The organism is Halosolutus sp. DAT137 (genome assembly GCF_059736405.1).
The window spans coordinates 711,394-724,042 of sequence record NZ_JCAQID010000001.1; the positions used below are offsets into that span (position 1 = coordinate 711,394).

Below are 12,649 nucleotides of genomic sequence, written 5' to 3' on the forward strand. Positions count from 1 at the left end.
TCTGCGTACTTGTCGAGAGGTTCGGAAACCAACAACATAAAAAAGCGGCACTACAGGGCCTGGAAACTGGAGATTAGGCGGAATTAGCACGGTTTGGTTGACGCCACCGGTGAGCGCTGTGTGAATACGGCGGTTCGCGGCTACCAGTACTGATCCAGTCCGGTCTGTTCTTGCCCGCTTTTGACCTCTTCCCAGGAGACGTCGAGGGCCTCGAGAATTCGCTCGATCGGTCCCTGCAGCGTCTTCTCTAACATCTTGTCGTAGTCGACCTCGAACTCGTCGGGAATCTGATCATCGTACTCGAAGCAGATGACGTCGGGATCGCGCTTGAACGCACCGTAGAGGGGATCACGTTGGGGATCGAACCCCTCTTCGTCCTCCATGCGCCGGAAGAACGCGGGGTCGACCCGATCGAGGTAGAGCCGCTTGGGTTTGCTCCCGCGTTGGAAATTGGTCCCGAGCAGCAGGTTGGCGTACTTCGCGCCCCGGACCTGTGCCGTGTCGGTGTCGTAGTTGTCCAGGCGCTTGCCGATTCCGCCCGGAATACCGATCTCTTCGAGCGAGGCGTTGCCCGCGAGCACGTCTTCGATGACCCCGTTGACGTACTCCTTTGCCCCCTCGATATCGCCTTCGCGGACGATCATCTCGATGACGCGATGTTGGACCTCCTTGGTGATCGGGGCGATGTCCGATCGCTTGTACTCGAAGCCGGTGATATCGACGTCGTTGACGTCTTTCCCTTCCTTCCAGATGATGTGCCCCGCATAGCGTTTCTTCGTGCCCGCCTGGAAGAACCGGCGGTAGAGTTTCTCGAACTCGATCTGAAAGCGGTGCTCGTCGGCGTTCAGATCCTCGCGCGCGAAATCGTCGTACCGATCGTTGAGGTACTCCTCGATAGTGAAGGAGTGCTCGATCGCTTCCGCTTTCGACACCTCGGGACCGAGTTCGAGCATGACGCTGTCGGTGTCACCATATGCGACCTGATAACTCAGTTCGTTTGCAGCAGTCTCCGTAAATTTGATGACCTCGCGCCCAGTAGCGGTGATTGCGGATGCTGCTTCTTTGTCATAAAGGCGGAACTGTTCCCATCCGGACACTCCGTAGAGCGAGTTCATGATGACCTTCACCGCCCCCTGCTGGCGATCGTACTGTTCGTACTCCGGCGCACCGGGTTCGTACTCGTTGCGCAGCGATTTCTTCTCCTCCCGCTCGGCGAGCAGTTCGGTGATCATCTCACGCATCACGCCGTCTGGCTCCTTGCGGAAGTGAATCGGCTCGGGTTCCGTGGGTGCGATGTAGGTTTCGCCGTCGTACTCGTCCGGATCGACCCGCGTCTCCGGCGAGGCGTTGATCGTCGTCATGCACATCGGGTACAGCGACTTCAGGTCGAGCACCGTGATGTTCTCTTTGACGCCCGTAATCGGCTCGAACACTGCCCCGCCCTCGTACTCCTCGCCGGCTTCCTGTTGGCCCTTCGACGGCAGCGCAAAGCGGCCGTGGGCCTCGTGGAGGACGTACATGTCGACCGCGTCGCCCGGCGTCGGTGCGTCCTCGAGCTTACAGCCGACGAACGCGCGCACCTCGTCCCAGAAGGGGATAATTTCCTGTTGGCGATCGAGTTCGACGCAGATTTCGACATCCCGGAGGTTGTACGCGAGCAACTGCGTCGGATCGTCTTCCCAGAGATCACCGATATCACCGGCGTACCGTTCTTTCCCGACGCCTAACTCGGCCTCGCCAACCGCATCCAGGCGGTAGGAATCGAGTTCGGAGAAGACCATCCGCTGGTAGCCATACAGCAGGTCGAAGACGACTCGCCCTTTGATATCGGGACCGCCCCAGTTGCTCCGCCAGACTTCGTCGACCCGCGAGAGTCGATCGATCGAGAGGTCGTACTCGTGGCCACCTTGCAGTTCCTCGAGTCGGTCGAGGAGGTACGGCGCGTCGAAGTCCTCGAAATTCCAGCCCGTAAGGACATCTGGATCAGTTTCTCGGATGTACTCGATGAAGGCGTCGAGCATCGCTTCCTCTCGGTCGAACGACCGAATCTCGTGTTCGATCGGTCCCTCGATCGGGTCGTAGTCACTGATCTCGGTGGGGATTTCGCCGTCACCAATCGGGGCCTCGTAGAGCCACATGATGTACTCGTCGTCGTAGGAATCGTGGCTGGTGAGACAGACGATCGGCTCCTCGCCGTCTTCGGGAAAGCCCGACCGATCGTCGACCTCGATGTCGAACGTCTGGACGCGCGGTATCGCGTCGATGGGGGCCGCCTCGACTTCGTCGTGAGGGACGACGATCGAGTCGTCGTCGGCGCGTCGCTCCGGAAGCCGAATCCCGCTGCGAATGTCCTTGTCGATCAGGAACCGGTTTGGAAACAGGATGTCGGCTTCGTAGTGTTCGAACTCGTCGCGAACCTGCCCGACGTCGCGAGGCGTTTGTCCGAAAATCTTGGTCAAGCGCTCTCCCCGGATGCTTTCGTAGTGGTTGCCGTCCGCGTCGACTTCCTCGCTCCCAGTCAGTCGATCGTACGCCTCCTCCGGCGGACGATCGACTGTCTCCGTCGGGGCGTAGAAGTACGGCTGGAAGCCCACGACCTGGACGTGTTCGAGTTCCCCGTCGGGCGTTCGTCCGAACACGTGCATGATCGGTCGTTCCTCGTCGCCGTAGCCGGCGATCGTGTAGTCGACCTGCATAACGGCGAGTTCGAGTTCGCCGTCAGCGGCCGGAAGCGTCTCTTCGACGACATCGATCACGTCGGCGGCGCTCGTCCCGCCGTTGCCGGCGACGGCGACTGCCTCTTCGTCCGGCCGGTCTGTCGACTCCGAAGAAAAGTCCGAGAGTCCGGCCTGTCCCGCCTTAGTCATGGTCTCGAGATTGGGAGTGGGCAAATAAAAACCCCAGTACTCCGGTCCCAGAGCGCCACCGAATTCCTATCATCTGTGAGGATACTTCGAGTCAACTGATCGTCATCGACAGGTACAACGTGATATTGTAGAGGCAACAAGACATATAATGTGGTAACACTTAGCATACAGTCAGGTGATCGAAGTGTCCACCAGCGTAAACGGCGACGATACGACGGATAGTAGTGAACCACGTCGCGATCCCGAGGGCACCGCGACGATCGAAGCCTACGAGACGGAAGACGGTGTCGTCTTCTACGACGCCGAAAACCCCCTGGCCTGGGTAGAAACCTCCCAGACGATCGAACTTTCGGAACTCGCCTGAGGCGACGACCGCCCGCCGACGCCGGATCGACTCGAACGCGAACCCTTTTGCGCCCGCTTCTCGTCCTCACTGCTGTGGTGTTCGATCGGACCGAGCACGAACCGGAGGAGTACGATCCCGAAGCGGAGTTTCGTGACCCGGACAGCGACACGCTGACGATTCCGGACGTTACTCGCGAGACCGACGAGCCGCCGTCGCCGACGGTTCCCGACGGTTCGTCCGTCGAAATGGACGTCTCTGCGGACCTGCTCGAACACTTCTGGTCGCTCGTCCTCGTCCTCAATGGTGCAATTCTCGCCCTGGCGCTTGGGATTCTCTTTCTCGCCTTCGAGCAGGGTACCACGCGGAGTGTCGCCTTGCTCATAGTATCCGTCATCCTCTTTGGGTTTGCCTACCGTCGGTATCGATCGTACGAGCGGCGTGACACCGACGACGAGCCCTCCGAGACGACCGCCGACGCTGATCCAGATCGCGACGGGGACGCAAACGCCAATGCGCCGAATTCCGAGGCGAGGAGGCGGAACGATCGCTGAACGCGGAGCGACCACGAGAGATGGGGAGACGACTTCACGAGCGAGGAGACCAGCGGTGAGAGCGAGAGGCGACCCTCGGACTGAACCGAGGAGTTCAATTGACGGCACCGGCGAGTATCGATCGTCGCAGCCGAACGAAATCTACATGAACGATCATCGACGAATATCAGTCACCGGACGATCGAGTTCACCATGAAAACCGTACGCGACGACACCGGGAAACGCTATTTGTTGCTCAAGTCCTCCGACAGTGCGAGTCTCGTCCGCGATCCCGAAACCGGAAACGAGTGTTACGTCCAGAACGATCGCCTCGAATCGATCGACGAGTCGGTCCTCGAGACGGCAGCAAGAACGGTTTCTGCGCCCGTTCGGACCCTCCTGACGACGGTTCACGACGAGGAAACGCTCGGATTGCTCGTCGAACTCGACGAACGAGGATCGCTCGACATCCGCACGCTCTTAGAGAGGTACGACTTCTGTGAGAGCGACCTCCACGGCCGTCTCACGGTGCTGTCGGCGGCCGACCTCATCACCGAAACCGACGTCGCCGGCGAACGCGGCTACCGACTAACCGAGCGCAGCGAGCAGGCGCTCGACGTTCTCCGCGGCGGCGGAGAAGTCGCGACCGCAGGCGACGATCGATCGACCGTCGGTTCCTGAGTTCGGTCCCGGTTCGACTCGCCTATACGGATTGTTGTCCCGTGTTACCGGTGATCGACTGCTCCAGCCAGGCAATCTCCGGTATCGAATCACAACGGACCGTATCAGTCGGACGCGAGCAACGCCGACTCCGGCGGCTCGCCCCGCTCGAGTTGCGATCGGTTCGAGGTCGCATCTTTCTCGACTCGCACGAGCGAATCGGCCGCACCGACCAGTTCCTCGTCGTGGCTGACGACGACGATCTGTTCGACGCCCAGATCCCGCATCGACTCGACGAGCGAGACGAGTTGCGTGACGTGGCCCGAATCGAGGAAGACGGTCGGTTCGTCCAGAATCAGCGGTGGCATCGGTGCCGTGCCCTCGACGCCCTCTGCGAGCAGGCGGTAGATCGCACACCGGAGACTCAGGTTAAACAGCGCCCGTTCACCACCCGATAGCTGTTCGGGTTCGAGGGGTTCGCCGTCCTTCTGGTAGACCGTCAGCCGGTACTCGCCGTCCAGGTCGATCCCCGCGTACGAATCGTTCCGGTACACCAGCTCGAACGTCTCGTTCAGAAGGCGATCGAGCGTTTCGACGTTGCGCTGGCGCAGTTCCGATCGCAGGTCACCGTAGGTCGCCTGCAGCGTCTCCGTCTCGTCGTAGAGCGATTCGAGGTCCGCACACCGATCCTGGACGGACTCGAGTTCCTCGCGTCGAGCCTCGAGTTCGTCGATCTCGTTTTCGACCGCCCCGATGGCGTTCCCCAGTTCGTCACGGCGTTTTTCGAGCTCCGCAAGTTTGTCGTCGACGTTCTCGATGTAGTCCGCCGCGTTCCGCTTGTTGTCCCGTGCCTTTTCGACCCGTTCCTCGTCGAACGCCGACTCGAGTTCGCGCTTGCGATCGCGCTTGGCCGACAACTGCTCCCGGCGTTCGTCGTTCATCGTCTTCCAGTCCGATCTGCGCTCTCTGTGCGTCTCGATGCGGCCCGCCAGTTCGTCTCGTTCGTCGGTAATCTCGACGATCCGCTCGAGTGCCTCCAGTGACGCCTTGATTTCGCCGCGTTCGGTGTTGATCGCACCGAGTTCCTCCCGTGCGGTGTCGACTTCGTCTTCGATCTCGTCTGCCTCGTCGCGTTTCGTCTCGGCCTCGGCCTCGTACTCGTCGGCCGACTCGCGCAACTGATCGCGCTTTTCTCGGCGTTCCGCGACCGTTTCACGCTTCTCGGTGAGTAGCTGGTCGACGTTCTCGCGATTGGTCTCGAGCGTCTCGACGGTCCGTTCTGCCTCGCGTAACTCCTCGGCGTCGTCGAGTCGTTCGTCGATCGCGTCGCGTTCCGTCTCGAGGCGCTCTCGATCGGCCGCCAACGACTCGAGTTCCTCGCGTCGATCCTCGAGCACGTCGACGTGGGGCGACTCTTCGACCGGTTGGCCACATTCGGGACAGTTCCCTTGCTCGAGCAGCGCTTCGGCCTCCTCGATCGCGTTCTCTGCGGCCCTGATGTCGGCCGTCACGTCGCCGATCTCGTCGGTTAGTTCCCCGCGATCGGCTTCCAGCGTGGCGACGTGGTCGACCGCCTCGCCGAACGCGATCGGGACCTCCTCGAACCGTGTGCGGGCGGTCTCGATCCGATCGTCGAGTTCGTTCAGGTTCGCCTCTCGATCGGCGATCGTTTCCTCGTCGTCTTCGAGTTGAGTTTCGAGCGCGTCCGCCTCCTCGCGGGCTTCGGTTGCCCGTGATTCGAGGTCAGTAGCCTCATTACGTAGTTGCGTAACGGTCTCGTTTTTCTTCGTGATCGTCACCCGAATGTCCTCGAGTTCGTCCCGGAGATCGTCATCCCGTCCCTCGAGGGTCTCGATCCGGCCCTCGACGGTCGCCCCGTCGGTCCCGTCGAGATCGGTTTCGGACAGCAACTTGACGCGTTCGTCTGCCAGTTCCTCCCGCCGGTTTTGTAACTCGCGAACGTCGTCTTTTGCGTCTTCGCGCTTGCGTTCGGTCTCGGAAATCTTCGATCGAAGCTCGTCGATCTCCTCGCCGAGCGTTTCGATCTCCTCACGGGTTTCCTCGTGCCGTTCGAGCACTTCCTCGGCATCGTCGAGCGTCGACCGGGCCTGCTCGCGCTGGGATTCGTAGTGATCGATCTCGTCTATCGTCTCTTGCTGGCGGGACTCGAGCCCGTTTAGCCGCTCGTGGAGGTCCTTGGCTTCCTTCTGTTCGATCTGCTCCTGGAGGCTCTTCACCTCGCCGCGGACCTCCCGTAGTACGTCGTCGACACCAAGTCGAGCATCGCTCGCCCGCTCGCGGTACTCCTCGAGCGCACCGAGTTGCAGGAGATCGTCGATCATGTCCTGTCGATCGCTCGGTGAGGCGTGGATGAGCTTATTCACCTCGCCCTGACGGACGTACGCGCAGTTGACGAACGCGTCGGCGTCCATCCGCAGGAGCCGGGTTACCTCCGCACGAACGTCGCGTGCGCCCTCGATCGTCTCCGTCGGCGTTTCGAGGACGCACTTCGTGGTCGTCGCCCGATCGCCGCGCAGTTTGAGATGACGTTCGACACGGTAATCTCGCCCGTCGTGGGCGAACCAGAGTTCGACCTCGGCCTCCTCCTCGCCGGTCGTGATGACGTCGTCGAGGGTCCGATCGTCCAGCGCTTTCGATCCGTAGAGCGCGAAAAAGACCGCTTCGAGCAGCGTCGACTTCCCGCTCCCGTTGACCCCGTGGACGACGGTAACACCCCGATCGAGCGAGAGGTTGGCGTCGCCGTAGCACTTGAAATTTCGCAGCCTGACGCGATCGACCCTCACGCGAAATCACCCAACGAAGTGTCGGCCGCGTCGTTTTCCTCGTCGGCGCCGGTTTCTGACGCTCCGGCGCCACCGTCCACCGCTGCCGTTTCCGGGACTTCCGCCGGGTCTTCGTCACCAGCCGGCGTTTCGTCTTCGGTTCCAGCCGTTGTCTGTTCTGTCACGGCTCGCTCCCCAGCATCGTCGTCGGTCTCCGTGACTCCGTCGCGTTTGGCGATCGCGTCGGCAACCGTCGTCGCTTCACTCGCGCCGTCAGTCTCGGTCTGCTCGCCGTCGGCCGCGGGCGCGAACGACGCGCGATCCTCTTCGACCAACTCGCGAACGCGGCGCTCGACGGTTTCGCGGACGTTCGCGTCCGCAAGATCGTCGTTGCGGACGGTCTCGTCGAGGTCGCGGGCGGCGCTACTGAGTCCCAGTTCGCGAACGCGTTCGCGGACTACCTCGTCGGGGTCGGCAAAACTCACCGAGACCTCCTCGGCGTCCTCCGGGAGGTCCCGCCGATCGTTGACGCGGGCGACGAGCGCCCCGCGATCGATGGCGAGTTCCTCGATCGTCGCCGGCGTGATCGGATCGCCGTCGCCCTCGATCGTGACGATGACGACCGCGTCCTCGAGGTCGTACTGGCGGACGCGCTCCCGGACGCGATCGACTCCCTCGTCGGCTTCGAGGTCGCAGTCGACGAAGACGAACTCGCGGGTGGCGTCGAGTCCACGACGGCGGATCGTCACCTCTTCGCCCTCCTCGAAGCGAACGAGGTTGTAGCCGCGAGCCTCGCGTTCGCTCGCGCTCGCACGCTCCGTCGACCCGCAGTAGGTTACCCACGCGTCCTCGACCTCCGCAATGTCGGCCTCGTGGTTGTCGCCGAGCAAGACGGCGTCGAACTCGACGGTCGATTCCGCGAGGAGGCGTTTGGTGTCCCAGTCGGCGTGAGCGAACGGTTCGAAGAGTCCGTGGCTTACGAGCGTAGCGTGGTTGGCTTTCCCGGGGACCGGAGCGAACTCGTACTCGAGGTCGTCCCGACGCGATCGCGGGACGAAGTCCAGTCCGTAAAACGCCACGTCGTCGATGACGTGTGGCCGGTCGTCGAGTCGCGTTGCGAGACCGAGATCCGCGAACAGATCGAGCCACTGGGCGTCACGTTTGCCCTCGTGGTTGCCGACGACGGCGAGAAAGGGAATGTCCGCGTCGGCGAGGGTCCGGAGGATTTCGACGGTTCCCTGCAGATCGATCAGGCCGGGGCGGCGGTCGTGAAAGAGGTCGCCGGCGTGGATCACCGCGTCTACGTCGTCGGCTACCGCGTCGTCGACGACCTGTCGAAACGCCTCGAGAAAGTCCCGGCGTCGATCGGGCGCGTTGTACTGCTGATACCCGATATGGGTGTCGCCCGTGTGTATCACCCGCGTCATTGGACGATCGTTCGAGTGGCTGCCCTAAAGGGGTTGTGCGATCGCGGTGAAAGTGAAATCGACCGCTCGATCGACAGAGATCGGCCGCTGGTCGACGGTGTAAGTATCAGCGCTGACGGAGTATCAGTGTTGACGGCGCTGAATATCGCGCAGTTGCGCGACCCGCGCTCCGGTCGGCGGGTGCGTCGGCGGTCGCCACCCGAGTACGCGGCGGATCCGCGCCGTCAGCGGGACAACGGTGCGGACGTAGACCCACCCGCCCAGGCGAATCAGACCCTTCTCCAGGGCGTTCGGTTCCACGGGCCCCTCGAACGAGAGCTTCGGAAAATACCGCTCTGCCCAGTGCTGGCCGTCTGATTCATCGTTCGACTGGAACGACAGCGGCTGGGCGACGATGCCGAGCGTCGCGGTCGCGTCCAGTCGTGCGTCGCGTCGCGCATCTCGCGTCGGCCGATCGTTCTCGAGGGTCTCGAGTGCGCTCGCCAGCGCGGCCGGGTTACCGGTGAGCCGGCTTGCACCCCGATCGGCGGCGTACTCGCGGGTCTTCGCGAACAGTCCGAGCGCGATCGCGTTTACGGCGAGCAAACTCCTCGAAACGGCGCTCACGACGAGATACACGATGACGAGTAGCAGGATAGGGAAGGCAAAAATAATGACCCCGATACCGGTGACGATCGCGATCAGCACGGTCGTCTCGAGTACGCGACGAAGCCGCCGCTCGCGTTCGAGCAATCGATCGCCGATCGCGACGGTTGCGGCGACGGCGGTGACGACGGGGAGGTCACGGTTTGCGACGTGGGCGACTTCGTGTGCGAGCGCCGCCTCGAGTTCGTCATCGTCCAGTCGGTCGAGCAAGCCGCTGGTGACGACGATCGTGGGCGATCGCTGGGTTCCGACGGTCAGACAGCCCGGTTCGGGACGGTCAGCGACGGCAACCGACGGAGCCGGGACGTCCGCCTGGGCCGCCAGCCGTCGGACTCGCCCGTCGATGCCGCGGGAGTCTGTCCCGTCGATTGCGTCGAGATCGAGTCCGGAGACGACCGTCCGCGAACCGTATCTGGCCTGTAGTGCGACGAGGCCGACCGCACAGAGGAGGATCGCACCGACGGAAACAGATAGTCCGAACTCGGTTGGAACCGATCGACCACTTGCCGATAAGACGCGGTGGCCGCTCCAGGCCAGCACCGAGAGTACGACACCGTTGACCGCGACCACTAACGCGAGCGCACCGGCGATTCGAAGCTGGAGTCGTCGATCCGGTGACAGTGGCATACGGCTGTATTAGGCTCCGATTCCTAACAGTGTTGTGAACAGTTTCGATCGTCGGGCAGTAGACGATCGGTATGACACTGAAAGAAGGGACTGAACGAGGGAAAGCGCCCGTGTCGGGGTGGAAACTGGTAGGCGTGAGACTGGCGGTTACGTGTCGATGTCGAGCGTGTAGAGGCGTTTGCGGGCGTCCGAGAACGAGAATCGGGAGTCGATGACGTTCTCCTCGTCCAGTCGATTCAGCGCGTAGCGGACCGTTCGGGCCGGCAGCAGCGTCTCGTCGGCGATCTGTTGTTGGGTCATCGTCTCGTTGTACTCGAGCACTTTGGCGACGAGTTTCGCGCTCGGCGGCAACTCGCGCACGTCGTCCCACGTCCCCTGCTGGCTGGTCTCTTGCTGTACTGATGTGCTCATCCTACCAGTCTATTCCGAATACGAGGTGATAATATTTTCTGTTTAATTTTATTCATCTCAGTTATACTCCCGCAACGGTGCATCTACCCGAAGCCTCTTATGAGCCAACACCCAAACCACGGGTAATGAGTGACACTGTGGACGACGTCGACCTCCCGTACGACGAGGACGAGGCGTCCCAACAGGAGAAAATCCAGTCGCTCGAGGAACGGCTGGAAATCCTCGAGACGCAAAACGAGGAGATGCGGGACAAGCTCCTCGACGCGAACGCCGAGAACAACAAGTACCAGCAGAAACTCGAGCGGCTCACCCACGAGAACAAGAAGCTCAAGCAGTCGCCGCTGTTCGTCGCCACCGTCCAGGAGATTACGGACGACGGTGTCATCATCAAGCAGCACGGAAACAACCAGGAAGCCCTGACGGAGGTCACTGAGGAGATGCGCGATGACCTCGAACCCGACGCCCGCGTCGCCGTCAACAACTCCCTCTCTATCGTCAAGCCCCTCTCGAGCGAGACGGACGTGCGCGCCCGTGTCATGGAAGTCACCGAAAGCCCGGACGTCAGCTACGAGGACATCGGTGGCTTAGAAGAGCAGATGCAGGAGGTCCGAGAAACCGTCGAGATGCCCCTCGAAAAGCCCCACATGTTCGAGGACGTGGGTATCGAACCCCCGAGTGGCGTCTTGCTCCACGGTCCGCCCGGAACCGGGAAGACCATGCTCGCGAAAGCCGTCGCCAACCAGACCGACGCCACCTTCATCAAGATGGCCGGCTCGGAACTGGTCCACAAGTTCATCGGTGAAGGCGCGAAACTCGTCCGCGACCTCTTCGAGGTCGCCCGCGAGCACGAACCCGCCGTCATCTTCATCGACGAGATCGACGCGATCGCCGCCAAGCGAACCGAGTCGAAGACCTCCGGTGACGCCGAGGTCCAGCGAACGATGATGCAACTGCTCTCGGAGATGGACGGCTTCGAGGAGCGGGGCGAGATCCGCATCATCGCCGCCACCAACCGCTTCGACATGCTCGATCGCGCCATCCTCCGTCCCGGCCGGTTCGATCGCCTCATCGAAGTGCCCAAGCCGAACCAGGAGGGCCGCGAAATCATTTTCGAGATCCACACCCGCGGCATGAACGTGGCCGACGACGTGGAGTTCGGACAACTGGCCGAAGACGCCTCCGAAGCCTCCGGTGCCGACATCAAAGCCGTCTGTACGGAAGCCGGCATGTTCGCCATCCGCGACGATCGCACCGAGATTCGGATGGAAGACTTCCTGAACGCCTGGGAGAAAGTCCAGGCCGAAACCGACGAAAACGACGAGATTTCGAAGACCTTCGCCTGATCGCGATCGGTTCGTCGTTTTGCGATCGACAATACCAGCGAGTACCAGCGACCGCTTCCGCAGCGATTCCACAGAAACCGACCCAACCGGTCCTGCCCGGAGTCCGACAGCGTGTCAGTTCGGGGCTACAGCGTCGCAAAGACGAGCCACGGCACGACGAACAGGGCGACCGTCAACACCGCGAGGATCAACAGATAGCCGATGCCGGTTCCCGCAGCGGTGATCCACGCCGGATGCTCGAATTCAGTGAGATCGACTGCCATACCGGTATCGTCCCCCGAGGAACCCATAAACGTATCGCAACGATGACCCGTCCCCGGCCGATTCGGCGTTTTGATCGGTGCCAGCGGCCGACGTTTGGAACCCGCGATGGGGCCGCACGCTCTCGGCGTCCGACCGAGTGTGCCGAGATCGGTTTTCGGACCGTTTTTACCGGGTGAGCAGCTACGAACACCCAATGACGAGAATCGTCGTGGTGGACAACCACGGGCAGTTTACGCACCTCGAACACCGGGCGCTTCGCGACCTCGGCGTCGACACGGACCTGATCGACAACGAAACACCCCCCGAAGACGTCGACGCGGACGGCGTCGTCCTCTCGGGTGGTCCCGATATGGACCGCATCGGCCGATCGGCCGACTACCTCGAGGCGGACGTGCCGGTGCTCGGCATCTGCCTGGGGATGCAGTTGATCGCAGAGGAACTGGGTGGCCGAGTCGGAAGTGGCGAGTACGGCGGCTACGCCGACGTAAACGTCGACATTGTCGACGAAGACGACCCGCTCACCGGCTCGCTCCACCCGGAGACTCGCGTCTGGGCGAGCCACGCTGACGAGGTCAAAGAACTCCCAGACGGGTTCGAACTGACCGCACGGAGCGACGTCTGTGACGTCGAGGCGATGAGCGACACCGATCACGACCTCTACGGCGTCCAGTGGCACCCCGAGGTCGCCCACACCGAGGAAGGCGAGGAAATCTTCGAGAACTTCCTCGCTATCTGCCGATCGTAGC

The 12,649-nt window shown here is 62.1% G+C and carries 11 protein-coding genes; 5 read left to right on the forward strand and 6 right to left on the reverse strand.

The annotated features are described in order from the left end of the window. Positions 1 to 140: 140 nt before the first annotated feature. On the reverse strand, positions 141 to 2,867 hold the full coding sequence (locus AC6I6L_RS03470) for a DNA-directed DNA polymerase (RefSeq protein WP_497916317.1): 2,727 nt from the start codon (positions 2,865 to 2,867) through the stop codon (positions 141 to 143). 175 nt (positions 2,868 to 3,042) lie between these two features. Between AC6I6L_RS03470 and AC6I6L_RS03475 the strand changes: the two genes are divergently transcribed. The 3 genes from AC6I6L_RS03475 (at position 3,043) to AC6I6L_RS03485 (ending at position 4,424) form a co-directional block, all read left to right on the forward strand. Then, on the forward strand, positions 3,043 to 3,231 hold the full coding sequence (locus tag AC6I6L_RS03475; protein WP_497916318.1) for a DUF7331 family protein: 189 nt from the start codon (positions 3,043 to 3,045) through the stop codon (positions 3,229 to 3,231). A gap of 74 nt (positions 3,232 to 3,305) precedes the next feature. After that, complete coding sequence (locus AC6I6L_RS03480; protein ID WP_497916319.1) at positions 3,306 to 3,764, forward strand: DUF7322 domain-containing protein; 459 nt, start codon at positions 3,306 to 3,308, stop codon at positions 3,762 to 3,764. 192 nt (positions 3,765 to 3,956) lie between these two features. Beyond that, on the forward strand, positions 3,957 to 4,424 hold the full coding sequence (locus tag AC6I6L_RS03485; protein WP_497916320.1) for a DUF7346 family protein: 468 nt from the start codon (positions 3,957 to 3,959) through the stop codon (positions 4,422 to 4,424). Between the two features lie 104 nt (positions 4,425 to 4,528). On the opposite strand, the gene rad50 is transcribed toward AC6I6L_RS03485, so the two are convergent. From rad50 to AC6I6L_RS03505, 4 genes are all read right to left on the reverse strand, one after another. Beyond that, positions 4,529 to 7,207: a DNA double-strand break repair ATPase Rad50 gene (gene rad50, locus AC6I6L_RS03490; protein WP_497916321.1), complete on the reverse strand. Its 2,679-nt coding sequence runs from the start codon at positions 7,205 to 7,207 to the stop codon at positions 4,529 to 4,531. After that, entirely contained in the window at positions 7,204 to 8,613 is a 1,410-nt protein-coding gene (gene mre11 / locus AC6I6L_RS03495; protein WP_497916322.1) for a DNA double-strand break repair protein Mre11, read from the reverse strand. Before mre11 ends, rad50 begins: the two co-directional genes overlap by 4 nt. Before the next feature lie 123 nt (positions 8,614 to 8,736). Continuing rightward, positions 8,737 to 9,885: a M56 family metallopeptidase gene (locus tag AC6I6L_RS03500; protein ID WP_497916323.1), complete on the reverse strand. Its 1,149-nt coding sequence runs from the start codon at positions 9,883 to 9,885 to the stop codon at positions 8,737 to 8,739. A gap of 147 nt (positions 9,886 to 10,032) precedes the next feature. Beyond that, positions 10,033 to 10,296 (reverse strand): MarR family transcriptional regulator, encoded by a 264-nt coding sequence (locus AC6I6L_RS03505; RefSeq protein ID WP_497916324.1) that lies wholly within the window; start codon positions 10,294 to 10,296, stop codon positions 10,033 to 10,035. A 125-nt stretch (positions 10,297 to 10,421) separates the two neighbouring features. Here AC6I6L_RS03505 and pan1 point away from each other — a divergent pair, with 125 nt between their 5' ends. Next, positions 10,422 to 11,639 (forward strand): proteasome-activating nucleotidase Pan1, encoded by a 1,218-nt coding sequence (pan1, locus tag AC6I6L_RS03510; protein WP_497916325.1) that lies wholly within the window; start codon positions 10,422 to 10,424, stop codon positions 11,637 to 11,639. Positions 11,640 to 11,764: 125 nt separating this feature from the next. Here pan1 and AC6I6L_RS03515 read toward each other — a convergent pair whose 3' ends face one another. Continuing rightward, positions 11,765 to 11,902, reverse strand: coding sequence for a hypothetical protein (locus tag AC6I6L_RS03515; RefSeq protein ID WP_497916326.1), 138 nt, complete (start codon positions 11,900 to 11,902; stop codon positions 11,765 to 11,767). 194 nt (positions 11,903 to 12,096) lie between these two features. Here AC6I6L_RS03515 and AC6I6L_RS03520 point away from each other — a divergent pair, with 194 nt between their 5' ends. Next, a complete protein-coding gene (locus AC6I6L_RS03520) occupies positions 12,097 to 12,648 on the forward strand; it encodes a GMP synthase subunit A (protein WP_497916327.1) in 552 nt (183 codons plus the stop codon). Position 12,649: the final 1 nt, after the last annotated feature.